The sequence below is a fragment of the Geitlerinema sp. PCC 7407 genome (assembly GCF_000317045.1).
GTDB lineage: Bacteria > Cyanobacteriota > Cyanobacteriia > PCC-7407 > PCC-7407 > PCC-7407.
Genome location: NC_019703.1, coordinates 1,278,073 through 1,302,644, shown reverse-complemented (window position 1 = coordinate 1,302,644; position 24,572 = coordinate 1,278,073). Strand labels below are relative to the sequence as shown.

The window sequence follows — 24,572 nt, the reverse complement described above, 5'->3', positions numbered from 1 at the left end:
GGCCAACCCTCAGGACTTGGAAACCAGAGTCGGCTGGGCCGGGGCTGGGCTAGGCGGCGCCGCCGGAGCATCCAGGCTTCGCAGATAGCGCCGCCCCACTGTCCCCAAAAACACTAGATATCCCACAGCCTGCAAGGCGTAAAGCTGCTGGCGATAGCCAAACAGCGTCTTGAGCAGAATGCCAGGGAAAGTCGTGTCGGGCAAAACGCCCCGGGCATCCCACACCTGGGGACCCAGCAAACAGGAGGCCGGCCAGGACCAGCACAGTCCCCCGAAGGTGTCAGGCTGGAGCGCGCTGAGGGCGGCGATCGCCCCATCCACGTTTTTGAGGGCCGAGACCACCAGCCCCGCCACGATCAGCAGCAGCAAAATGCCCATGAATTTGAAAAACTGCCGCAGGTTGATCTTGATGCCCAGCCAAAAGAGCAGCATCCCGATCACGACGGCGCCCGTCAGACCGGCGATCGCCCCCAGCAGGGGCACCGGGCCTTGCTGAAACTGGGCCGCCAGAAACAGCACCGTCTCAAAGCCCTCTCGCAAAACCGCGATCGCCACCAAGCCGAACACGCCCCAGCCCGCTTGCTGAGAGCCTTCCAGGGCCGCCGACAGGGCAGTCTCGATCTCGGCCTTGAGGGACTTGGCCTGCTGGGTCATCCAGATCAGCATCCAGCTCAGCATGGCGATCGCCACCCCGCAGAACAGCGCTGCCAGCGCCGGTTTCACCACCGGTGCGTAGGCCCAGGTGGAGCCATCGAGCCCCGCCAGCAAGCCGCTAAGCAGCACCCCCACCAAGACACTTCCCCCTAGGCCCACCCCAATGCCGCCGTAAACCCAGGCATTCAGGTGGGTTCGCTGGGCCTTGCGGAGGGCAGCCAGGACGATCCCGACCACCAAGGCCGCCTCAACCCCTTCCCGCAGGGTCACAACAAACGTGGGGATAGCGGCGCTGAAGTTCATAGGGCTAGAGGGATGAAAACAGGGTTAGGGTTTCGGGCAGGGGCGATCGCCCAAAGTCTAGGCCACGCTGAAATCGCGCAGCATCTTCTTGAGTTCTAGCGTATGCAGCTCTTCCTGGCCAATCATGCCGCGGGCAAACTCTTCCAGGTAAATGCTGGCGCCCTCCACCGTCTCCAAAAGCTGCTTATACAGCTGGAGCGCCTTCTGCTCATGCTCAAAGCTTTCAGCCAGAATGTCCTGGATCGCGTGGCGGTGGCTCTCGGTGATCGGCGCGATCTTCAGGCTGGGGTGCCCCTCGAGCCCGGTCAGAATTTCGCCCACCTGCTGAGCGTGGGTCAGCGACTCCGTCGCCTGCCCCCGCAAAAACTGCACGATGGGGATCCGGTTCGGCCCCGTCACCATCAGTGAATAGTGGGTGTAGCGCACAACGCCCGCCAGCTCGTACTCCATGATGGCGTTGAGGAGGTCGACGGTCGCCTTGGTATTGAGATCTTTCATGTCACTCCGTGAAAAATTGCCCTCTAGGCTGCTCCCGGCAAAACAGGGCCGAGATCGGCGCGATCGCCCCTCATAGCCAGGGCGATCGCAGCAGTTTTTCCATTATCCGAGAAAAGCCGATTTTCGCAGCCCGCAGAGCCACGGGCTAGGGGGCTAGCGCATGAAGCAAATGTCGTAGAGAGACAGAAAGATTTCGACCACAATCAAAAAGACCACATACCACTCCACCCGCAGGCTGGTCTGGTGCTGCATGAACTCCAGCACCGTTTCTGCCGTGCGCGAGATCAGGGCCAGCTTACGCTCTAGGGCCTGGTGGCGCTCCCGGATTTCATACTCCCCTTCCAGGCGCAGATAAATCTGCTCCAGCTCCGGCGCTTCCCACAGCAGCTCCGGCTTGTCGATGATTTCCACGCGGCCCACGATCTTGTGCTGGACCAAGAGGCTATTGCCGAGCTGGCGCAGTAGCTCCTTGCCCTGCTGGCGGCGGTGGTCCTCAGCCTGGAGACTAGCGGCAAAGGGCTCGACCTGCTCAAAGGTCGTGGCAATGCGGCTTTCGTAGTGGGACAAGACGACGCTCTTGGCGAAAATATCCGCCACAATTTGCAGGCGCTCGATGGTGAAATCCAGGATCACCAGTCGCTCATCCTGGATCGGGTCCTCGCTGACGCTGCGCAAAACGAGCTCGGCTTCTTCGGTTTCCGGCTCGCTGAAGGGATCGCGAATCTTGGGAGCGAGGCGATCGAGGAAGGCGATTTCTTCGAGGGTGCTCAGGCCAAAAACCACAACGGCGCCGTAGGGAAACAGCACGGCGCAGCCGCCTTCATCTCCAACGCGAATCGCCAAGGGCCGCAGCGCCAGGCGATCGCTGGCTTTTTTGAAATCCTGAATATCAATGGCCTCACCCAAAAATAGGGCTTTTGCCGTGAGGGTCGTGCGCTTACTAGACAGGCTTGTATGGGTGGTTTGCATAAAGTAAACGGTCGGCCTTTCCTGCGCGCAAAGCCCAGAAAGGCGCGGGGCAACTCAGTGTAAAGGTTGCCCTGATTGTCAGTCGTTCATCTTCAACTTGCAACCTCCTGGAGATGACTTTCGCTGAGAAACCCTCTAGACACTCGAAAAGGGGGCGATCGCGCGATCGCCCCCTTTTCGAATTCTCACATTGTCAGATCAATCGATCATTCAACAACTCAAGCATCATCGATTGACCCAAAATTAACCCAAAGCGGCCTAGTATTGCGGCACCGACGGATCGACTTCTTGGCTCCAGGCGTTAATGCCGCCCTTCACGTTGATTCCTTCGATTCCCGCTTCCTTCAGGATGCCGAGAGCCTTTGCCGAGCGGCCACCCATCTTGCAGTGGGCGATCAGGCGATGACCGTTGAGCAAGGACTTCACCTTCTCCACGCCTTCACCGCTCTCGATATCCGGCAGCGGGATCAGCACCGATCCCGGAATCCGGCCAATCTCAAACTCATTGGGGTTCCGCACATCGATCAGCAGATAGTCATCCTTTCCGCTGTCGATCAGAGTCTTGAGCTCCGTCACCGTCATTTCGGCTAGATCCATTTGCTGTTGGGCCTCCGCTGCCTTCGCTTGGGGAATACCGCAGAACTGCTCATAGTCAATCAGCTTTTCAATGACCGGCCGCTCGGGGTTGGGCCGCAGCTTCAGCTCCCGGAAGCTCATCTCCAGGGCGTTGTACAGCAGCAGGCGACCGCTCAGCGTCCGTCCCTGACCCAGGATGATCTTAACGGTTTCCGTTGCCTGGATGACGCCGATGATGCCGGGCAAAATCCCCAGGACGCCGCCCTCGGCGCAGGAGGGCACCATGCCGGGTGGCGGGGGCTCGGGATAGAGGTCACGGTAGTTGGGTCCGCCCTCATAGTTGAAGACCGTCGCCTGACCCTCGAAGCGGAAAATCGAGCCGTAGACGTTGGGTTTGCCCAACAAAACGCAGGCGTCGTTGACCAGGTAGCGGGTGGGGAAGTTGTCGGTGCCGTCCACGATGACATCGTAGGGCTCCATCAGCTCTAGGGCGTTTTCGGAGCTGATGCGGGTTTCGTAAAGATCGACCTGGCAGTCGGGGTTGATTTCATGAATCCGGTTTTTCGCGGATTCAATCTTCGGCTTGCCAACCCAGGAGGTACCGTGAATGACCTGACGCTGGAGGTTCGAGTGGTCCACGACGTCGAAGTCGACGATGCCGATCCGCCCCACGCCAGCCGCCGCCAAATACAGCAGCAAAGGAGCGCCCAGACCGCCGGTGCCGATGCACAGAACGCTGGCGGCTTTTAGACGTTTTTGGCCTTCTAGGCCGACCTCCGGCAGGATCAGGTGACGGGAGTACCGTTCATATTCTCCTTTGGAGAGCTGGATTTCATCCAGATTGGGATTCAACATGACAGTGTTAAGGCGAAGGAGGGGAGTACAAGATGAGAACGCAGCAGCCCATAGGCTGCGGGTTTACTCTCAAGAGCCAAGAATGCCAAGGGGAAATGATTAGGCCAGGACGGAGGCTGTGGCCATCACATTTTCTGCTTCGAACTGGCGATAGTCATTGAGGCACCAGTTACGCATTTCTGTAGCGCGGCCGTTCTGGACGGCAACGATCAGATAGGCGTACTGAGACCAGGCGTAGGCGCGATCGCACTCCGAGGGAATCGCTGGATTATCGGTGTGGGAGTGATAGATTCCAATAATATCAAGGTTGCGATCGCGGGCGTACTTTTGGGCCTGGAGGATGTCGCGGGGATCGATCCAGTAGCGATGGGTTTTGCTGAGGGGCATCTCGTCCAAGGCATCGCCGAACAGGCCGATCACGGCTTCGATTTCGGGGCTCCAGACGTTTTCGGTGGCCCAGACTTCTGTCACGATCTTGCGATCGCCTTGCAGGCCCAGCGTCCCCAAAAGCAGGCCGCAGCACTCTTCTGGATAGGTTCGCTCGGCATGCGCCTGGATCTCCTGGCGCTGTGTATGGGTGAGGTATAAAACCACAGTTGGTGAAAGACTGAATGCAGGTCCGAATCCCCTATTTTAAGCCAGAAGTTGGGATTCGTGGGAGCGGCCCTAGTGGAGGCGACCAGCTCCCAGGTACAGTTCGCCGACCTTGGGGTCGTTGAGCAGCTCAGGGCCGGGTCCTTCGAAGCGATCGCGGCCGGCCTCCAGCACATAGCCCCGGTCCGCCATCTCCAGAGCCTTACGGGCATTCTGCTCCACCAGCACAATGGCTTTCCCCGTCTGGTTGATTTGCTTAATTTGCTCAAAGACGCTGGCCACCAAGAGGGGAGACAGGGCCGCCGAGGGCTCATCGAGCAGCAGCAGGTCCGGGTCCAGCATGAGCGCCCGGCCCATGGCCAGCATCTGGCGCTCGCCCCCAGAGAGCGTTCCCGCCAGCTGCTGCCGCCGACTCGCCAGCACCGGAAACATGTCGTAGATGCGAGCCTTGAGGGGCTTGAGGGGGGCGTTGCGCAAGAAAGCGCCCATTTCCAGGTTTTCTTCTACCGTCAGGGAGCCGAAAACGTTGGTGATTTGGGGCACGTAGCACATGCCGCGCTGAACGATTTCGTTGGATTTGAGGTGGGTGATGTCTTCCCCTTTGAAGGTGATGCTGCCGCGATTGGGCGTAAGCAAACCAAAGATGGTTTTGGCCAGGGTCGACTTGCCAGCACCATTGGGGCCAATCACGGTCACGAGTTCGCCAGGATAAATGCTGAAGTTGATCCCCTGGAGAATGTCGAGATCTTTGACATAGCCAGCGTAGACGGAGTCGACTTGCAGAAGGGGAGTACCGGGGTTCACTCGGCCGAGACCTCCAAGGAAACAGGAAAAGCGTGGGTGGGGACAAAAGCTGTGACCTGCGGATCCGCCGCTGGGGCAGAGCCGCAGGTCTTCCCCAGAATACTACGGGGTTTGCTGGAGATCGGGGCGCTCCTCGGGCAGGATGGCGCCTTCGACGGGGCACACTTGCAGGCAGATGCCGCAGTCGATGCAGGTCGAAAAGTCGATCCAGTACCAGTCTGTGCCTTTGGTGTTTTTGCCCGGACCTTCGTGAATGCAGGCAACGGGGCACGCATCCACGCAGTCGGCGACGCCTTCACAGACGTTGGTCACAATTGTATGAGCCACGGTTCCCTCTCAAACACTCAATGATCGGCCAATGGCAATCGCCCTCTTATCGAGTCGCGATCGCCCCTTGCCATTGTCTCAAGAAATGGTCTTTACAAAAATATACAGAACCGGCGCAAGGCCGAGTCGGCGAAACTAGGCGATCGCCTCTGTTGAGGCCTCGCCGGTCGCGCTCACCCAGGCCACCTGGCCAATGCGGCGCGATCGCGCATAGTCTCGCACCGCGTCCGGAGCCTCGCTCGAGTGCAGATACACCTCTACCCGGGTCTCGGGCTCGGAAGCCCGCAGGGCCTGGGCATGGCGAAAGGCGATCGCAAAGGCATCCTGGCCCGCCGGTACCACCAGCCAGTCAGTGGCCACCGTCTCCTGGGGCAGCTGGCCCGTCGGCAGCAAGCTCTGCTGCAAATCTTCTAAATTGAGCGAGAAGCCAATCCCCGGCTTCGTCTCGCCCTGGGGATGGTACACCCCCAGCAGCTGGTCGTAGCGGCCTCCCTGGGCCAGCACTAGCGTCCCGGTTTCCGTGCGCTGGACCACCTCAAAGACAATGCCCGTGTAGTAATCAAAGGTCTGAACCAGGCTCAGGTCCAGAATGATTTCGGGTCCGGCGGCCGAGTCCTGGAGACTCGCAAAGCTACTGCTCAGCAGGTCCATCAAGGACTTGAGATTGGCAACGATGGCGCGCTGAGCGTCGCTGAGATCCAGCTGGCTCACCCGCTGCAGCACGTCCGCCGGTCGACCCCGCAGATCCAGCAGCACCAGCGCTCGCTCCTTCAGCGCTGCCTCCATCGGCAGCTCCTCGAGGGCCACGCGATCGAGCCTCGCCAGGTGAGTGCGCACCTGAGCCCGCAGCCGCTCCGGAAAGACCGACAGCAGCGATCGCGTCAGCTCCGCCTCGCCCAGCACCAGATGCCAGTCCGCCAGCCCCAAGGACTGCAAGCAGTCCCGCAGCAGCAGCAGCACCTCGCCGTCGGCCAGGAGTCCCTCGCCCCCCAGCAGCTCGACCCCGCTTTGATGAAACTCGACTTGGCGGTTGTGGTTGCTCGACTCTGCTCGCCGAAACACATTGCCGTTGTAGTAGAGCCGCTGGGGGTAAATCGCTCCCGCCATGCGCGTCACCGCTGTCCGCGCGATCGAAGCCGTCAGCTCCGGACGCAAGCCCAGCACCTCATCGTCCACGGTTTGCACATTCAAAACCGTCGATCGCTGGATTGCTCCGCCCGCCATCAGCGTGTCGAGGCGCTCCAGCGTCGAGGTGATAATCCGGTGATAGCCCCACGCATGAAACACTTGCTGCAGCCGCTTTTCAATCCAGCGCTTCTGCGCTACATCCAGCGGCAATAAATCCCGCGCCCCTGTCGGCGGTTGATAAACCATTACTTCTTCTTCCCACCAAATAGACCAAACAGTCCACCGCCGGACTTCTTCTCTTTTTCTTTTTTGCCGCCGCCCGTCTTTTGATCGATGGCGCGCTTCCCTTTCAAGGCGGTTTCGTCTTGGGGATTGTACTTGAGCGCCTGATCAAAATGAATCCGAGCCATGGTCACCTGATTTTGCTGGAAATAGACCATCCCCAGCAAGCTGTGGATGCGGCTGCTGTTGGGCTCCACTTGCAGCGCGTCTCGCAGCTCCAAGATCGCCTTGGCATAGTTCTTCTTCGCCATGAAGCCCTCGGCCCGGCGGCAGTACTGCTCCGCCACCGATTCGTGGGCGGGTTCCGGCGCTGCCTTGGCGGCGGCCGGAGCGGCCTTGGGCGGGGCCGACCCTGGCTTGGCAGTTGCTGCGGGGGCGGGGGGTGCGCTGCTCGTTGCGATAGGGCGCCCGGCAGCACTGCCGCTCGTGCCTTCCTTGCGCATCAGGTAGGCCAGGTTGAGCTCGCTGAGCTGGCCGATGATGGCCATGATCTTGTCTGGCGTCTCGTACTGCTTCTCAGCCAGTTCTTTGAGGGCCGTTGTGTAGGCATGGTCGAGGTTGCCAGCCGTCATGAGGCTTTTGGCAGCTTCGCTTTGCAGATTGTTTTGGGCCTGCTGCTGAGCGGCATATTGCCCTTTGAGCTTGAGCAGCAGCATGTATTCTGCCAGGTCCTGGTCTTTGGAGAGCTTCTCGTAGGCTGGGTTGACCAGCTTCGAGAGGAGCTGGGTTGCCTGGTGTTTGACGGCGTCGCTGTTGGTGGTCAGGCTGTCTGGATGAAGACGACGCGCAATTTTGAGATAGCGTTTGCGCACCTCCTTGGAGTCAGCGCTGATGGGCACCCCGAGGATCGCGTGATTATCAATAAAGTCGAATTTGAACAGTCCTTGATCAATTTGGAAAGACATCCTGCGTCGTCCTGCTTCCCGACAATTGAGTTATTTCTAGTGTACTTTGCAGATCCAGGCCACGCGAGGGATTCATAGATGCCCCCTGTAAGCAGTATCTGCCTGAGATGGGCGGGGAGACGGGCGATCGCCCCTAGGGGACTGACAACGGCTGAACCTGTCCTAGTTCCCGCTGCATGGCCTCATGCAGATGACCATTGCTGGCCAGGATTCGCCCAGACCAGAGATCGATGGGGCGACCATCGTAGGCTGTGACGCGCCCGCCTGCTTCTTGTACCACGACAATGCCTGCACTAATGTCCCAGGGAGACAATCCGCGCTCCCAGTAGCCATCGAGGCGTCCGCAAGAGACATAGGCAAGGTCGATGGAGGCGGAGCCACCGCGCCGAACGCCTTGGGTGAGATGGGTAAAGTGGCAAAACTCTGCGTAGTTGTTGTCTGGGGTCTCGCGGCGATCGTAGGCGAAGCCGGTCACCAGCAGACTGCTGCTCAGATCGCGCGTCTGGGAGACCTGGATCGGCTGCTGGTTGCGCGTCGCGCCCAGACCCTGAGCCGCCCGAAACAGCTCGTCGTGAAAGGGGTCATAAATCACGCCCACGACCGGCACTCCTCGCACCAAGAGCCCCAGGGAAACCGCATAAAACGGATACTGGTGAGCGTAGTTGGTGGTGCCGTCGAGGGGGTCGATCGCCCACAAAAACTCGCCGTTGCGATCGCCCAGCTGCCCCGACTCCTCAGCCAAAATGGCGTGATCGGGCAGATGGCGACCGAAGATTTCTAGAATTTTTGCCTCAGAGGCTTTGTCCGCAGCGGTCACTAGGTCGCCCGGACGCCCTTTTTCCTCGATCTTGTCGAGTTTGCCCCAGTAGGACCGAAGAACTGTACCGGCTTGGAGAGCTGCCTCGGTGGCAATGTCCAAAAAATTTTGCAGTTGGTCAGGCGTAGGAGGACTCATGGGGCACGACAGATCAGGTAAGGACAAGGGGCAGCAACCCGCCCAAAGTGTACAGCAATTTTTGGGCGGCACGACGCTCGCTTGAGGCAGGACAAAGGCTAACGCCCCTCCGCGCGAAACTCGTCTGGGGTGGTCCGCAGAGGCGAGTCGGGGTTCCAGATCCCCAGTCCCAGCAGGCGCGCCTTTTCTTGGGCGCGGGTCAGGCGCGGGTCGTGTTTGAGGTTGGGCGATCGCGCCACGGCCAGCGCATACCCATCTGCGATCAGCGATTCATTGATCAGCTCCTGGCCCAGCCAAACGTAGGCCAGCCGCCGCTCGAAGCGGTCTTGGGCTTCTACGTCCGTTTCCAGCAGCACCGACTGACGCAGCAGTCGCTCTTCTAGGTACTGCTTGGCGTCTGAGCCCCAGGGCACCTGCTCTAGGTCCGGCGCATCCAGGCCGATCAGCCGCACTCGCTCAATCAGCGCTGGCCGCCGATTGGGATCGAGGACCTCAATGGTTTGGCCATTGACAATGTACTGAACCACCGCCATCCGGCCCTGGGGCAGGTCGGGCTGCTGGCAGGCGCCTAGGCCACCGCCAAGAACAGTCAGCAGCGCACCTAGGATGAGCGATTGCCGCGAAAATCCTGTCAGCAAACGCCGCCAGCCAGACGCCACCTTAATCATCATCCAGCGGCAGACCAAAGCGAACCCGTCCCTTGCCAAAGTAGCGACCGAACTGGAGCTCATACACTTCGTCCTCGTCCTGGGTTTCCACCCGCAGGTCGGAGCACGGATAGCTCACGCACAGCAGCGCATACCCCTGATCGCGCAGCTTCGGCGACAGGCCCATCGCCTCCGGCTGATCGAGCTCTCCAGAGACCACGCGCACAGCGCAGGCCGTGCAGGCACCGTTGCGGCACAAAAACGGCAAATCCGCCCCCTGATTCTCCGCCGACTGCAAGATGTAGCGGTCTTCAGGCACGCGGACGGTATAGACTTTGCCAGTTTGGCGGTGGTGAATCTCGACGGTGTGCACGCGGGTCATGATTTCTTTTTTATGGGCGATCGCGGTTTTGATTCTATCGCCCCTTGGCAAGCTTCGCTAGATTCTGCTAGGATAGCTAAGCCTGTGACGGCAAACGCCAAACAGACAAAAATTGCATAGCAATCCCCCTGGAGAGGTGGCCGAGTGGTTGAAGGCGCAGCACTGGAAATGCTGTTTAGGGGTAACTTTAACGAGGGTTCGAATCCCTCCCTCTCCGTTTCAAAAGCCCCAGTCGCTTGACTGGGGCTTTTGCTATGGGCGCTACGATCGCTCAATCGGCCAACCGCTCGACACAATCAACCATCTCAAACTCCAGTTCACAAGAAAAAGGGCAAGAACCATGGTTCTCGCCCTCAGACTTATTGACTGTGATCAAATCCCATTCTTTTGGCGGTCCAGGCCCGAGGCTGATTGCCTGATCTCCAAGCGATCGAGACAGTAGCCACCGAGTCAGGCAGTCTTCTTCGCCCCGGCCAGCATCTTCTCCACGCTCAAGGCAAGCACAGCCGCCGTCACCAAAATCACCCCAAACCATTGCAGAGCGCCCAGCTGCTCCTGGATCATAATCAGCGCCAGCAGAGCAGTCAGCGCTGGTCCTGTCGCGCTGACAATCGCAGCAGGGGCTGGGCCGATGGCGCGAATGCCAAAATTGTTGAGCAGGTAGCCCAGCAGCGTCGCCGCCCCCAGCACCAGACAGCCGATGAGGAAGCCAGGCCAGTTGTCTGGGTTGAGCGTAACCTTGAGAATCGTCTCGGGGAAGGGCAACAGCAGCGTCACGCTGGTAAGGACAAAGATCGTCACAAACTGCATCAGGGTGACCGGCACCGGGTTCAGGTTGCGGGCGCAGATCCCCGTCGCAATCACGTAGCCAGCAAAGGTCACCCCAGCAAACACCGCTGAAACGATGCCTAGGACCGGGTTGCCCGTGGCAGCAGCATTACCAGCGGGCAGGGTGAGGATGCCGCCCACGCAGATGGGGACCATGACGCCTAGCTGTAGCAGAGTCGGCCTTTGGCCCAGGACTTTCCAGGACAGCAGCGTCGTCACGACCGGGTAGATAAAGAAAATGGCGATCGCCGTCCCGGCCGGAATCTGGCCCAGGGCGGTATAAATCAGTACCTGGGAGAGAAATAGCAGCAGGCCGCTGACGATGACCGAAAGCAGCGTGGAGCGATCGCGCGCAAAGGCAAGCTTGCGCAGATCAGACCACATCGGCGGATACAGCAGCTGGGCCAAAATCGTCATCAAAGGCAGCACGATCACCATCCGCATCCACAGGATCAGCATCGAGTTGCCCATGCCCGGACTGATCACCCCGCCCAGATCAAAGGTGTTGAACACCATTTGAGCCCGGAAGAGGATTTTGACCACCACGTTGTGGAAGGACAGCATCAAGGACGACAGCAGCACGCAGAGCAAACCAATCTGGAGCTTGCCGCTGCTGCTGGGCGCACTGACCTTGGCAGGGGGCGGCACGATGGGCTCAGGGGCGGGCACAATGGGGACGGTCTTGCTGGAGGATGAGGAAGCCGCAGAGGTACGAGCCTCCTCGGGGACCGTGACGTTCCAGGGCATCGGCTCGTCCAAGGGCGTAGACGACAGCGTGCTGCTGCTGGTCCAGACCGAGCGGCCATCCGATGCATTGGCCTCGGAGGTGAGAGCGCGGCGATCGCCCCCTCCCTCCATCAGGGGCACGGCCTGCAGCTGCTCACTCAGGCGCTCCACCAGCGCCGCCAGCAGCGCCTCGCCCTGCTGCTCTAGGCTATTCATGCGGCTGAGCTGCTGAGACAGAGAGCTTTGGTAGCTGGTGAGGTCTCGCTGGAGCGCCTTGAAGGTCGTGCTTAGCGTCGCGTCCAGGGAAGTAATCGAGCGATAGACGGCCTCACTGGAGTCATTCAGGGCGGTACTGGGCAGCCCTTCGAAGTTTCCAGCGCCCTGCTGCTCAGTCACTTGGCGCGCGAGAGACGTCTGCAAGTGCGAGGCGATCGTCTGCGCTAGCTGTTTCGCCCAGCGCTGCTGCTGCTGAGACAAAATTTGCTGCTGCTGGGCGTTCAGTTGGGAGTGCTCGGCTCGCAGGGTTTGAATCTCCTGCATCAGGCGTTCTTTCTCGGACTGAAGCCACTCCACATCTCCCGTCAACTGAACCATGAGGTTTTCCTGCAAATTCCGCAGTTCCTGAGTCACTTTGCTCAGGGCTGCCTCTGTCTCTTGGGAATGCGTCCCTCCGGAAGACTCCGGTCGGTTGTCCAGCTGACCCATGCGTTGTTAACCTCTGACCGATGTAGCGTGAACCAATGTGTCTGGCATCGAGTTGGTTCCTGGGCAGTATGCCCACAAGCAAGACCAAAATGACACAGCCAGCGGCCGCAAAGTGGATAGGAATCCGGATGCAAGACCCATCGGCGGAATAATGCAGACGACGATGTTCAGGGGAGATGCGTGAGCAAGGCCCAGGGTGTGCGAAATAGCTTGGCGTCGTTGCCCAGCGAGATCCATCGCAACCTGGAGAAATGCCCATGGATTTGGGCGTTGGCGAGACCCAAGACTCTGACTAGGCGCTTTTTTCACCCAGGTTTCAGAAGATACCGCCAATGCTGTGGCTAGGATAACAGCTTGGGATTCTTGGCAAACACGCTGAGTTGAAGATTTCCCAAATTTTTTCATACTGGGGCGATCGCCCGCGGCCAGCACCAAGCCCCGGATTTGCCCAAATTCTCGGTCCCAACAGAATTTTTGGGCGCTGGTCATCCCGCCCACAGCCAGCGGGCGATCGCAAATAATCCCGCCGACAGACCCACCGCCGCAGGCACCGTGACCACCCAGGCCAGCAAGATGCCTCGCACCGTCTGGAACCGAATCGAGCCAGCGCCCTGGAGCAGCCCAATCCCCACCACAGCGCCAATTAGAGTATGGGAGGTCGAGACCGGCAAGCCCAGGTGGGAAGCCAGCAGGACCGTGGTGGCAGCAGACAGCTCCGCGCAAAAGCCGCTGCTGGGCTGGAGGGCGATAATGCCTTCGCCGACGGTGGTGATGACGTTTTTGCCAAAAATTGCCAAACCAAAGACAATGCCAACGCCGCCGATGAGCAAAATCCAGAAAGGGATGCTGAAATTGGCCAGGGGAACGCTGCCGGTGCGCTGGGTGTAGGCGATCGCCGCTAGGGGCGCGATGGCATTGCCCACATCGTTGGAGCCGTGGGCAAAGGCGACAAAGCAGGCGCTGATCACCTGAAACCGGCCCAGCACCGTTTCCAGGGCCGCGCGATCGCCTGCGCTGCGGCTGAGGCGCCGCCAGCTGCTCCAGGTGATGCCCACAGCCGCCAGTCCGCCCAGCAGCAGCGGGGGATCGTGGGCCGGCAGGGGCAGCGCCTCCAGCCAGGCCGCTTCGCTGAGGGTCGGGACGATCAGCACCCCAAACACCCCGAGCAGCCCCACGCTGAGCCAGGGAATCCATTCATCGAGCTGGGCCTGGGGCTCAGGATGCTCCAAAATCCAGTGGCGCAGAGCGCCGTAGAGGCCCGCGGCGATCGCCCCGCTCATCAGCGGCGTGAGCACCCAGGCTAGCGCCACGCTGCCCAGGGTCTGCCAGTTCACTGCCGCCGCTCCAGCCGCCATCCAGCCGAAGCCGGCGATCGCCCCCAGGGTCGCGTGGGAAGAAGACACCGGCCAGCCGCGCGACGTGGCGATTTGCAGCCACAGACCGCAGGTCACCAGCACCATGATCATGCCCACCACAAACAGCTGCGGCGACGCAGCCAGACTTTCGGGCTGGACCACCTGGGTCGCCAGGGTCCCCGAGACCCGCTGCCCCAGGAGCAGCGCTCCGCCCAGCTCCAAAATTCCCGCGATGACAATGGCCTGCTTGAGGGTGATGGCCTTGGAGCCGACCGAGGTCCCCATGGAGTTAGCGACGTCATTTGCGCCCAGGTTCCAGGCGAGATAAAACGCCAGCACGCTGGTCAGACCAATCAACAGTTCAGGCGTCATGTCTCAGATTTCTTGAAGAACAAAGGCCCTGGAATCACTGCTATTACGCGATCCCAGGGCCGATTAAGCACTAACGCAATTTACTACTGCAAAGCAGACTGGATCTGCTGGCGGGCCGCTTCGAGGGCCTCCGGCAGCTTGCTAGCGTCCCGGCCCCCGGCCTGAGCCAGGTTCGGGCGTCCGCCGCCGCCGCCGCCGCACAGTTTGGCGATCGCCCCAATGAATTTGCCCGCTTGCAGCCCCGCCTTCACCACACCCGGGCTAAAGGCTGCCACCAGGCTCACCTTGCCTTCTTCGGGCACAGAGCCCAGGACAACGGCCCCTTCCCCAAGTTTCTGGGCCAGACGCTCTGCGGCGGTCTTCAGGGACTCGGGGTCCACCCCTTCCAGGTGAGCCACCAGGACCTTGAAGGAGCCCAGGGCTTCGGCTTGGCCCAGGAGCTGATCGGACTTGGCTAGAGCCAGTTCAGCCTTGGCGGCCTCTAGCTGTTTCTGGGTGTTTTTCAGGTCGGCTTGCAGGCCCGAGATGCGCTCTAGGAGCTCTTCTGGCTTGGCCTTGAAGCGATCGCCCAGGTCTCTGACCACGCGATCGCGCACGTTCAGGTAGTCCAGCACCGACGGCCCTGCTACCGCTTCGATGCGGCGGACGCCCGCGGCCACGCCGGACTCCGAAATGATCTTGAACACCCCAATTTCGGCAGTGTTGCTGACGTGGGTGCCGCCGCATAGCTCCATGGACACGCCCGGGAAGTCCAGTACCCGCACCTCGTCGCCGTACTTCTCACCAAACATGGCCACCGCGCCCTTGGCCTTGGCTTCGGCCAGGGGCAGCACGGCCGTGTGGGCGCTGTGGGCTTCGGCAATCCAGGTATTAACTTGCTCTTCGACCTGCTGCACCTCTTCGGACGTCAGGGGCCGGGGGCAGTTGAAGTCAAAGCGCAGGCGATCGAAGTCCACCAGGGAACCCGCCTGGGAAATCGAGTCATCGATGATTTTTTTGAGGGCGGCCTGGAGCAGGTGGGTCGCGGAGTGATTGGCCTGGGCGCGGCGGCGGCAGGCGCGATCGATCTGGGCCGTGACGCTGTCGCCCACTTGCAGGGTGCCGCGCTCGATTCGGCCAAAGTGGACAAAGAAGTCCGACTCTTTTTTGACATCCTCCACGCGCACCAGCACCTGATCGCCCGAGAGGTAGCCGCGATCGCCGATTTGGCCGCCTGACTCCGCGTAGAAAGGCGTTTGGTTCAAGACGATCTGCACCTCGGTCCCGGCCTCAGCCGCCTCCACCGATTTGCCCTGGACCAGCAGCACGGCCACCTGAGCCGTAGCTGCAAACTCGGTGTAGCCCAGAAACTCCGTGGCGTGAATGTGCTCTGCGAGGGTGTCGAGGGAGCCCTGGACCGTCAGGTCGATGGTTTCGTGGGCGTCTCGCGAGCGATCGCGCTGTTTCTCCATCTCGACCTCGAAGCCGGCCAGGTCCACCGTCAGGTTTTTCTCGGCGGCGATTTCTTGGGTCAGCTCCACCGGAAAGCCGTAGGTGTCGTAGAGCTTGAAGGCGTCCTCGCCCGAGATTTGCTGGGTTTCGCGCTCCAAGATTTCCGCCAGCAGCTTCTCGCCCCGATCTAGGGTCTTGAGGAACTGGGCTTCTTCGCGCTGCAGCTCTGCCTTGATGGCGTTTTCCTTCTGGCGCACGTTGGGATACACGTCCTCGCCCAGGGCGATCGCCGTTTCCGCCACCTTGGTCGTAAACTCGCCCTCAATGCCGATCAGGCGGCCGTGGCGCACTACCCGCCGGATCAGCCGCCGCAGGATGTAGCCCCGGCCCATATTCGAGGCGGCAATGCCGTCCGCAATCATGTGCACCACCGAGCGCACGTGGTCGCCGATCACCTTCAGCGAGACCTTCGTCCCTTCGTCGGCTTGGGCATAGTCGATGCCCGCCACTTCTGCCGCCGTTTTGATAATCGGGAAGATCAGGTCGGTTTCGTAGTTATTCGGCACCTGCTGGAGGATCTGGGCCATCCGCTCCAGGCCCATGCCAGTGTCAATATTTTTGTTTTGCAGCGGCGTCAGGTTGCCCTCGGCATCCCGGTTATACTGCATGAACACGAGGTTGTAGAACTCGATGAAGCGGGAGTCATCCTCGAGGTCGATGTGCGCATCCCCGCGCTCAGGATGGAAGTCGTAGTACAGCTCCGAGCAGGGGCCGCAGGGGCCTGTGGGGCCAGACACCCAGAAGTTGTCATCAGCGCCCATGCGCTGGATCCGGTGAGCCGGGATGCCCACTTGGTCGCGCCAGATCGCGAAGGCTTCGTCGTCTTCCTCAAAAACGCTCACCACCAGGCGCTCCGGCGGCAGCCCCAAGACCTCGGTGGACAGCTCCCACGCCCAGGCGATCGCCTGCTCCTTGAAATAGTCGCCAAAGCTGAAGTTGCCCAGCATCTCAAAGAAGGTGTGGTGCCGAGCCGTCCGGCCCACGTTCTCGATGTCGTTGGTGCGAATACACTTTTGGGACGTGGTGGCGCGGGGAAAATCGGGCGATCGCTGTCCCAGGAAAATCGGCTTGAAGGGCAACATGCCTGCGATCGTCAGCAGCACGGTCGGATCCTCTGGCACCAAGGAGGCGCTGGGCAGCGGTTGATGGCCTCTGGCAGCGAAGAAGTCAAGGAATTTTTGTCGGATCTGAGCGCCGCTGAGAGAGGTAGACATGGGATTTCTAAAACGGGGTGACCTGAGTAAAACGGCAGAACAAACTGCGGGATAGCGTAGGCAAACGGGACCCGTCCAAACCAATGGCCGGAAACGCGATCGGGCGATCGCCCCTGGATAGACCTGCCGCCGTATCTCCATCATGCCGCAAGGCTGGGCCAAGACCATGGCTACCAGCCCCGCAAAACAGGGGAGACTCAGTCAGCAGGCGATCGCCCCAAAACAACCCTAGCAGCATCATCCCAAATCCTTGGGAAACATTGTTTTGGCCCAAATTCAGTGCAGCGCCTAAAAAATTTTATATTTTCTACACGCTTTCTTGGAAAGTGTTCTAGGCTGAGTACTGTCTTGCAGGGAAACAACGCCGTGATCGGCCACGGCAGAGGCTTCAAGTCCGCACAATGAACCTCTGCCCCCAAATACGAGGCCGATCCTCCCCTCTTTGTCTTTTTCCTAGCCCATCTTGCCCAACCTGCAACCGTGGATGTCTTCGTCCGTTTTGTCAGCACACATCCCGGCTGGTCCTTGTCCGCGATCGCTCTGCATTGTTCTGCTAGTCCGCTGCAATGAGCGTGCTTTGGCTCCCCAAGCCAAAGGCCGCCAACTTTTGTTTTCCAGCCTCTAGAACCTAAATGGATGCCTCAATTTTGATTGTTGGCAGCGAGAAATTTTCAGTAGAACTGCTCAAGCATGCCCAGACAACGGTTAACTGCAATGTCCAGCTTGCCCTTGACGCTGTTGAAGTCCTCTCTCTGATCAAGTCTCAACCGCCCGACTTGCTGATTCTTCAGGCCAGTCATAGCAACGAGGCAGAGCTGTGTCAGCAGATCAAGCAGATGAAGGGCTTTCGCTACTTATACTGTCTCCTGATCGAAGATCAGCCCGCGCTGAACAGTCCAACAGAATATGTCGCCCGGGCCCAAGCCCTCGAGCGGGGGGCTGACGCCTACCTGTGGCTGCCCCATCTTCCCCAGGCGGGCACGGAGGCTTCTTCCGAAAATCACCTAGAACGGCGACTGCTGACGGCCCAGATCCGCGCGGGACTTCGAGTTATTGAGAGTCACCGAGAGCTCATGCGCACCAACGACGTGCTCTCGACCATGGCGCTGATCGATCCCCTAACGTCTCTGAACAATCGGCGGGCTCTCGAGTGGGAGCTGCCGCGCCAAGTCCAAAACGCCCGCAACCGGGGACTGCCCCTGAGCGTCATCATTTTGGACGTCGATTTTTTTAAGAGCATCAACGATACCTACGGCCACCTGGTCGGAGACTGTGCTCTCAAGCTTTTGTCGGAGCGGCTTCAGGGCAATTTGCGCTTCCAGGACACTTTGTTTCGCTACGGCGGCGAGGAGTTTGTGGTGATCCTCAGCAATACCAACTGCGAGGAAGGGTTGCTGGTGGCTCACCGGCTGCGCCGCTTGGTGAGTGATCAGGGTTTTGTGGTGAACAACACGCTGACTCTCAATCTCACGATCAGCGCCGGCACGACGTCTTTGGACAGCCAGGATGACGATCGCGGCCTGAGCCTTTTGCAGCGGGCAGACCAAAACCTGCTCCAGGCAAAATCCAGCGGGCGCAATCGCGTGGTGAGCTGTGAGCTCCCCGACCCATGTTCCAGGGCCGGGGATGCTTCGTTTGGAGCGACCTAGGCCTGGGTGTAGGCGTCGAGGGGGCCGCAGGTGCAGATGAGGTTGCGATCGCCGTAGGCATTGTCAATGCGGCTAACCGCAGGCCAGAACTTGTGCTCTCGCAGCCAGGGGGCCGGATAGGCAGCCTGCTCTCGGGAGTAGGGACGGTCCCAGTCAGCACTGATCAGGACTTCGGCGGTGTGGGGGGCGTGCTTGAGGGGGTTGTTCTGCGGGTCGCTGGTGCCCTGGGCGATCGCCTCGACTTCTTGACGAATGGCGATCATGGCATCGCAGAAGCGATCGAGCTCTTCCTTGGATTCGCTCTCCGTCGGCTCCACCATCAGCGTGCCGGCCACGGGCCACGACACCGTCGGCGCATGGAAGCCATAGTCCATCAGGCGCTTGGCCACATCCTCCACCTCGATACCAGCGGATTTTTTGAGGCCCCGCAGATCCAGAATGCACTCGTGGGCGATCCGGTCCGTTTCGCCGCGATACAGGATCGGGTAGTGGGGCGCGAGGCGCTGGGCGATGTAGTTGGCGTTGAGGATGGCGATCGCCGTGGCTTGGGTCAGGCCGGGGCCGCCCATCATGGCAATGTACATCCAGGAGATCGGCAAAATGCTGGCGCTGCCCCAGGGCGCCGCAGACACCGCCCCGATGCGCTGTGAACCCTCCAGGGCCACCACGCTGTGGCCGGGCAGGAAGGGCACAAGGTGCGCCTGCACGCCGATCGGCCCCATGCCCGGACCACCGCCCCCGTGGGGAATGCAGAAGGTCTTGTGCAGGTTCAAGTGGCAGACGTCGGCCCCAAAGTCGGCCGGACGGCACAGGCCCACCAAGGCATTCATGTTGGCCCCATCCATGTAGACTTGGCCGCCGTTGGCGTGGACGATCTCGCAGATGTCGCGAATGCCCGCCTCAAAGACGCCGTGGGTCGAGGGATAGGTGACCATCAGGGCCGCTAGGCGATCGCGGTGGGCTTCAGCTTTTTGTTGCAGGTCCCCTAGGTCAATGTTGCCTTGGTCATCGCAGGCGATCGCCACCACCTTGAGACCACACATCACCGCGCTAGCGGGATTGGTGCCGTGGGCCGACTGAGGGATCAAGCACACATCGCGATCGCCTTCTCCGCGAGCCTCGTGGTACTGGCGGATCACCAGCAGCCCAGCGTATTCGCCCTGGGAACCCGCGTTGGGCTGAAGGGAAATTCCCGCAAAGCCCGTGATTTCGGCCAGCCAGGCCTCCAGCTGCTCAAAGAGCACTCGATACCCTTGGGCCTGCTCCAGGGGCGCAAAGGGATGGAGTTGGCTAAACTCTGGCCACGTGATCGGCATCATCTCCGCCGTCGCGTTGAGCTTCATGGTGCAGGAGCCCAGGGGAATCATGGAGGTCGTCAAGGAGAGGTCCCGAGCTTGGAGGCGGTGGAGATAGCGCAAAAGCTCTGTTTCTGAGTGATAGCGATGGAACGCCGCCTCGTTCAGGTAGGGGCTCGTGCGCACCAGAGTCTCCGGAAACGCAAAGTCTCCCGGGCTGGCCAGGTCCTGCACATTGGGCGCTCCCTGATCCAGGGCGAAGATTTCCAGCAGCGTCTGCACGTCCTCGAGGGTCGTGGTCTCATCGAGGGAAAGGGCGATCGCCCCCTCGCCCAGCGGGCACAGATTGATCTGACGGGCCTGGGCTGCCGCCAAAATAGCCGCCTGCTGACGCGCCGCCACGCCATTGAGAGCAGCCAGATCGACGCACAGCGTGTCAAAGAAATGGCGCGATCGCAGGCTATAGCCCAGCTGCACTAGGCCCGCCGCCAACACCTGAGTCAGGCGGTGGACCCGAGTGGCGATCGCCTTCAGACCTGTCGGCCCGTGATAGATCGCGTAGGACACCGCCAGCACCGCTGGCAGCACCTGGGCCGTACAGATATTGCTGGTCGCCTTATCCCGGCGAATGTGCTGCTCCCGAGTTTGGAGCGCCAGACGCAGCGCTGGCTTGCCTTGCACATCCTTGGACAGACCCACCAGGCGGCCCGGAATCTGCCGCTTGAAGGCGTCGCGCGTCGCGAAATAGGCCGCGTGGGGACCACCATAGCCCATAGGCAACCCAAAGCGCTGGGTGCTGCCAATGGCAATATCGGCCCCGAGTTCTCCCGGCGGCGTCAGCAGCGTCAGGCCCAGCAGGTCCGCCGCCAGGGTCACCAGCGCGCCGACCGCCTGCACCTGCTCAATGAAAGCGCGATAGTCATGGAGCGCGCCATCCGTCGCCGGGTACTGGAGCAGCGCTCCGAAAACCGGCGTCTCGGTGTCAAAGGTGCGGTGATCGCCCACCCGGATCTCAATGCCTAGGGGCCGCGCCCGCGTTTGCAGCACCTCGATCGTCTGGGGATGACAGTCCTGGGACACAAAGAAGATCTGGGACTTATTTTTGCAGAGGCCATAGCTCATCGCCATCGCTTCCGCCGCCGCCGTCGCCTCATCCAGCAGCGAGGCATTGGCGATCGCCAGCCCCGTCAGGTCACTCACCAGGGTCTGGAAGTTCAGCAGCATCTCCAGACGGCCCTGGGCAATCTCCGCCTGATAAGGCGTGTAGGCGGTATACCAGCCCGGATTTTCCAAAATATTGCGCTGGATCACCGGCGGCAAGATCGTCCCGTAGTAGCCCTGGCCAATGAAGGAGCGAAAGACCTGATTTTGAGCAGCGATCGCCCGCAGCTTCGCCAAAGCCGCCTCTTCACTCAGCGGCGCCGGCAGCTGCAGCGCCTCAGAGGCCCGAATGCTCACAGGCACGGTCTGGGCGAGCAGTTCCTCCAGGCTGGTCACCCCCAGAGCTTCCAGCATGGCGTCTTGAGCCGCTGCGTCAGGGCCCAAGTGCCGCTGCGCAAAAGCATTGCGGAGACCCTCATCTCCTCCAGCCTGGAGAAGCGAAGACGTAGCCTGAACGGTCATAGAAGCAAGATGTGACATAGAGCGTTGACTGTACACCATAGGGAAAGCTGGCGGTTCTAAAGCTCTGAAATGCTCATCTCAAGCCCGCCCTTGCGCAGCCAGGCTTTGGCCCCAGAGCCCATGAGCGATCGCCATCCAGTTCAGAGCGTGAACCCAAAATCTGATCGAGAAAGTATTAAAAATGTCAAAAAACTTGCTAAACGGCTTGATTCGGTCAGTTCAGCGAGCCGTTTCAGGAGTCTAGGCCTTACCGCAATGGCTTTTTGCAGTAGCTCCCTTTTTATTGTGCAACAGGTCTGAAAACTCGGCAGGCAGGCCCTCAAGCGTGGCCTGCCCAACCAGCAACAACGGGTTTGAGATACCTTTAGTCTTCCCCTTCTACCTGTGCCCGATACTCAGCAGCCGAAAGCGCATCATCCAGTTCACTGGGATCATCGAGGCGGACCTTGATCAGCCAGCCATCCCCATAGGGATCATCTCCTAGCTGTTCTGGCGCGTCCACAATGTCGCTGTTGCGATCGACGACGGTCCCCGTCACAGGCGATCGCAGCTCCTCCACCGCCTTGACCGACTCGACCGTCCCAAAGCTCTCACCCTTTTCCACCGTGTCACCGACCACCGGCAACTCCAGGAAAACAATATCTCCGAGCTCACTCACAGCGTGGGCGCTAATGCCAATTACGGCAATATCGTCTTCCAGCCGGATGTATTCGTGGGAGTCCAAGTACTGCAAATTGTCGGGATACTCCAGCGCCATGCCACATCCTCACTTTGTTTCGATGGATCTACTTACGGGATCTTCTATATCTGCGCGATCGCCCGTTGCGCCTCGAATCCGGAACGCATTCTACAGCCGCTTTTGGCAATCACTCTTCTCCTCAAGCCCCGGATCTCGATGCTACAAAGTATGCCCAAGACTTTTAGAAGATCACCCGGTTTTCTTTAGTCCCCGATTTTGAGCTCCCAAAATAATGAAGGAGCGCCGAAGCGCCCCTCAAACCCTCACCAGCGAGGTCTCCAGAGTCTCTACTTAAGAAGGCTCAGAAGATTGGGGAGTCGGCTTGGGATGATGATGGAGACGAATGCCTAGAAAAATATCGTAGACAAAGCTCAAGAAGTCCTTCCCTTGGAGCAAGCCCAAGGATTGGGGACAGCCCTTCGCATCCAGCAGCGGCTGCACCTCTCGGTAGGCCCGCTGGTAGTGATACCAAGGAATCGAAGGCCACAGATGGTGGATGAGGTGGTAGTTCTGCCCCAAGATTAGAACGTTGAGAATAGCGCTGGGATAAACGCGGGCGTTTTTCCAGCGGTTTCGCTCCTGAAAAGGCCGATGGGGCAAATAATCAAAGAACAGACCCAAGGCAAGGCCGACCACCAGCGCTGGCGAGAACCAGAAGTTGAAAATATAGCCCAGGCTGTCGTAGTGAATCGCCGTGCAGACGATCAGTACAACCGCCAGTCTGCCGAGGAACCACTCTAAGAGCTCATACTTCCGCCACAGTTTGCGCTTGAAGAAGAAGATCTCGTGATAGAAAAAGCGGGCTGCAATTAACCACAGAGGACCACCGGTGGACACAAAGTGGTCGGGATCATTGTCTGGGTCATTCACATTGGCATGATGCTGCATGTGCACCCGGGTAAACACTGGAAACGAAAACCCAAGCATCAGCGCACTGCCATGACCCAGAATCGCGTTCATGATGCGGTTTCGGTGGGCCACATTGTGGGAGGCGTCGTGGATCACGGTGCCCACAAGATGCAAGGCGGTGACGTTCATGATGAAAATGCACCAGCCAGGAAAGTCCCAGCGGAAATATCCCAACGTGGATACTGAGGCCAGTATCACAGCAGCAATGAACATAACAAGCGTGGGATTGAAGTCTCCGGGGGGGCCTAGCAGCTCCTTCGGGACTGTCAGGGGCTTCCCTGCCTCCGACATATTGCGTTCTCACTCCTAACTCCGTCCTCGCGTAGTATACGATACGGGTGACGAATAATAAAGATTTGTGAAATTAGCTCATTTAATTGTTGGCAGACTGAGAAGTACTGTTAACTTAACTGCCGCGAATGACCTGAGATAGGGATCCTCTGCAAACTCTTGTTACTCATCTGGAGCCTCCGCCTGTTACAAAATGATGGTTTTGGCGGGACAGCTCAGGAACTTGGAGTACCCAAAAGCGTCTTGCAAAGGGAGAAAAAGCCCTTGTCATGGTGGTTGGGAATGGTGATTTTGAGGGTGTGCGATCGCCCCTCACTGTGACAGTTCGAAAGTTTCAGAGTTTGAGAGGCGATCGCCGCAGCCCCCCCGTATGCGGCCACTCGCTCCGTCAGCAGCGCATTCTGATGATGCTTGGCAACGGTTCCTAGCCCCCCACCCGCAAGATGTTGGCCCGATCGCTCAGAGAATTTGGGTCCGCGTGGGGCGGTTACCGACGATCTGACACACGACCTAATTTTGAGAGGGATGAATTCATGTCCAAGCCAAGACTAGTCCAGGTTTCTTTGGCGGCGATCGCCCTCAGTGGCTGGCTGGGAGGGAGCGCAGTAGCTCTGGAGGTTCCGGAGTTGCTGCGGGCCATTGAGGCGGTTTCGGGTGAGACGTCGACCCCATCCAGCGAAACCAGCGCAGAAGAGTCCAGCGAGACGACCGCAGAGGACGCCAACCCGGGAGAGTCCACAGCTGCGGCGGGTACGGTGCAGCCGGATACCGAAACGCGCTTTGCCTGCGAGGTGCAAAACGGCCAGTACACCGTGACCTATCAGCCGCGGAGCCAGCCTGGCAAGGTTTATCCCTGGGCAACTCCCTCTCCCATGGGCGGGGGCTGGTCTTCGGAGGCGCGCTGCATGGAAATCAGCCGTCGCTTGGAGATGTACCGTCCCGACGGGCTGCTGGAAATGACGACAGCGATCGAAAACGGCTACAACACGGTGTGCGTCACCACCCAGAAGAACTCAACCTGCCGCATTGTTTTCACGGTGCCCCCCGGCCAAGATCCCAAGCTGACGCGCGATCGCGTGTTTGACAACCTGGCGATCGCCGATGGCGGTGACTCAACTCAGGCAGTTAACACCTTCGCAGGCGGCTCCGATGGCCTGACCGATCAGCTGGTGAATCTGGGGATCGAAGCCCTTGGGGGCGCGCGGCGATCGCCCAGTGAGGCCATCAACCTGCGGCCTTTCCTCGATCGCGCGGACGGCGGCACCGGCAGCCGCTTGACTGCGCCCAGTGCTCGGCCAGGACGTCCCCTAAACCCCGATCGCTTCCGCTAAACCGTCCCCAAGCATCGAGCACCTATCACGCCGATCGCCCTCTCCCATCACCTTTGGGAGAGGGTTCTCATTTGAGAGGTCCGCCAGACGTGATAGTATCCCTCTTGCCTCTGCACACTGCACTTCCCTGCCGGATGCCGAGATTGGGGATGCGCCGCGCATGAA

The 24,572-nt window shown here is 60.0% G+C and carries 20 protein-coding genes and 1 tRNA gene; 3 read left to right on the top strand and 18 right to left on the bottom strand.

Annotated elements, in window-relative coordinates:
- Window positions 1–9: 9 nt before the first annotated feature.
- From GEI7407_RS05555 to GEI7407_RS05500, 12 genes are all read right to left on the bottom strand, one after another.
- Complete coding sequence (locus tag GEI7407_RS05555) at window positions 10–957, bottom strand: FTR1 family protein (RefSeq protein WP_015171155.1); 948 nt, start codon at window positions 955–957, stop codon at window positions 10–12.
- Between the two features lie 57 nt (window positions 958–1,014).
- Window positions 1,015–1,455 carry a bacterioferritin gene (locus tag GEI7407_RS05550; protein ID WP_015171154.1) on the bottom strand — a complete coding sequence of 147 codons (441 nt, stop codon included), beginning with the start codon at window positions 1,453–1,455 and terminating at the stop codon, window positions 1,015–1,017.
- A 153-nt stretch (window positions 1,456–1,608) separates the two neighbouring features.
- Window positions 1,609–2,424, bottom strand: a complete 816-nt coding sequence (locus tag GEI7407_RS05545; RefSeq protein WP_015171153.1) for an RMD1 family protein — start codon at window positions 2,422–2,424, stop codon at window positions 1,609–1,611.
- A 258-nt stretch (window positions 2,425–2,682) separates the two neighbouring features.
- Window positions 2,683–3,855 carry a molybdopterin-synthase adenylyltransferase MoeB gene (gene moeB, locus GEI7407_RS05540; RefSeq protein WP_015171152.1) on the bottom strand — a complete coding sequence of 391 codons (1,173 nt, stop codon included), beginning with the start codon at window positions 3,853–3,855 and terminating at the stop codon, window positions 2,683–2,685.
- Between the two features lie 99 nt (window positions 3,856–3,954).
- A complete protein-coding gene (locus GEI7407_RS05535; protein ID WP_015171151.1) occupies window positions 3,955–4,449 on the bottom strand; it encodes a Mov34/MPN/PAD-1 family protein in 495 nt (164 codons plus the stop codon).
- A 72-nt stretch (window positions 4,450–4,521) separates the two neighbouring features.
- Entirely contained in the window at window positions 4,522–5,253 is a 732-nt protein-coding gene (locus GEI7407_RS05530) for an ABC transporter ATP-binding protein (protein ID WP_015171150.1), read from the bottom strand.
- Window positions 5,254–5,355: 102 nt separating this feature from the next.
- Window positions 5,356–5,580, bottom strand: coding sequence for a ferredoxin family protein (locus GEI7407_RS05525; RefSeq protein ID WP_015171149.1), 225 nt, complete (start codon window positions 5,578–5,580; stop codon window positions 5,356–5,358).
- Window positions 5,581–5,715: 135 nt separating this feature from the next.
- Complete coding sequence (locus tag GEI7407_RS05520) at window positions 5,716–6,954, bottom strand: ATP phosphoribosyltransferase regulatory subunit (protein WP_015171148.1); 1,239 nt, start codon at window positions 6,952–6,954, stop codon at window positions 5,716–5,718.
- Entirely contained in the window at window positions 6,954–7,895 is a 942-nt protein-coding gene (locus tag GEI7407_RS05515; RefSeq protein ID WP_015171147.1) for a J domain-containing protein, read from the bottom strand. The genes GEI7407_RS05520 and GEI7407_RS05515 overlap by 1 nt, the downstream gene beginning before the upstream one ends.
- Before the next feature lie 133 nt (window positions 7,896–8,028).
- Window positions 8,029–8,850, bottom strand: a complete 822-nt coding sequence (locus GEI7407_RS05510; RefSeq protein ID WP_015171146.1) for an inositol monophosphatase family protein — start codon at window positions 8,848–8,850, stop codon at window positions 8,029–8,031.
- Between the two features lie 98 nt (window positions 8,851–8,948).
- Complete coding sequence (locus GEI7407_RS05505) at window positions 8,949–9,521, bottom strand: thermonuclease family protein (protein WP_223294485.1); 573 nt, start codon at window positions 9,519–9,521, stop codon at window positions 8,949–8,951.
- Entirely contained in the window at window positions 9,511–9,879 is a 369-nt protein-coding gene (locus tag GEI7407_RS05500) for a 2Fe-2S iron-sulfur cluster-binding protein (RefSeq protein WP_015171144.1), read from the bottom strand. Before GEI7407_RS05500 ends, GEI7407_RS05505 begins: the two co-directional genes overlap by 11 nt.
- Window positions 9,880–10,009: 130 nt before the next feature.
- Between GEI7407_RS05500 and GEI7407_RS05495 the strand changes: the two genes are divergently transcribed.
- Window positions 10,010–10,096 (top strand) — tRNA-Ser (locus tag GEI7407_RS05495).
- Window positions 10,097–10,329: 233 nt separating this feature from the next.
- On the opposite strand, the gene GEI7407_RS05490 is transcribed toward GEI7407_RS05495, so the two are convergent.
- The 3 genes from GEI7407_RS05490 to alaS all read right to left on the bottom strand — a co-directional run bounded on the left by GEI7407_RS05490 (window position 10,330) and on the right by alaS (window position 16,570).
- Window positions 10,330–12,138 (bottom strand): EamA family transporter, encoded by a 1,809-nt coding sequence (locus GEI7407_RS05490; RefSeq protein ID WP_015171143.1) that lies wholly within the window; start codon window positions 12,136–12,138, stop codon window positions 10,330–10,332.
- Between the two features lie 485 nt (window positions 12,139–12,623).
- Complete coding sequence (locus GEI7407_RS05485) at window positions 12,624–13,865, bottom strand: inorganic phosphate transporter (RefSeq protein WP_015171142.1); 1,242 nt, start codon at window positions 13,863–13,865, stop codon at window positions 12,624–12,626.
- Window positions 13,866–13,948: 83 nt separating this feature from the next.
- Window positions 13,949–16,570 carry an alanine--tRNA ligase gene (alaS, locus tag GEI7407_RS05480; protein ID WP_015171141.1) on the bottom strand — a complete coding sequence of 874 codons (2,622 nt, stop codon included), beginning with the start codon at window positions 16,568–16,570 and terminating at the stop codon, window positions 13,949–13,951.
- 632 nt (window positions 16,571–17,202) lie between these two features.
- On the opposite strand from alaS, the gene GEI7407_RS05475 reads away from it, so the two are divergent.
- Entirely contained in the window at window positions 17,203–18,219 is a 1,017-nt protein-coding gene (locus tag GEI7407_RS05475; RefSeq protein WP_015171140.1) for a diguanylate cyclase, read from the top strand.
- Here the strand turns inward: GEI7407_RS05475 and gcvP are convergent.
- The 3 genes from gcvP to crtR all read right to left on the bottom strand — a co-directional run bounded on the left by gcvP (window position 18,216) and on the right by crtR (window position 23,076).
- Window positions 18,216–21,137: an aminomethyl-transferring glycine dehydrogenase gene (gcvP, locus tag GEI7407_RS05470; RefSeq protein WP_015171139.1), complete on the bottom strand. Its 2,922-nt coding sequence runs from the start codon at window positions 21,135–21,137 to the stop codon at window positions 18,216–18,218. The two genes, GEI7407_RS05475 and gcvP, sit on opposite strands and share 4 nt — an antisense overlap.
- A gap of 364 nt (window positions 21,138–21,501) precedes the next feature.
- Window positions 21,502–21,894, bottom strand: a complete 393-nt coding sequence (gene gcvH, locus GEI7407_RS05465; RefSeq protein WP_015171138.1) for a glycine cleavage system protein GcvH — start codon at window positions 21,892–21,894, stop codon at window positions 21,502–21,504.
- 273 nt (window positions 21,895–22,167) lie between these two features.
- Window positions 22,168–23,076 (bottom strand): beta-carotene hydroxylase, encoded by a 909-nt coding sequence (crtR, locus tag GEI7407_RS05460; protein WP_015171137.1) that lies wholly within the window; start codon window positions 23,074–23,076, stop codon window positions 22,168–22,170.
- A gap of 533 nt (window positions 23,077–23,609) precedes the next feature.
- Here crtR and GEI7407_RS05455 point away from each other — a divergent pair.
- The gene (locus GEI7407_RS05455) at window positions 23,610–24,407 is read left to right on the top strand and encodes a COP23 domain-containing protein (protein ID WP_015171136.1); all 798 of its coding nucleotides are present in this window, start codon (window positions 23,610–23,612) and stop codon (window positions 24,405–24,407) included.
- Window positions 24,408–24,572 lie beyond the last annotated feature (165 nt).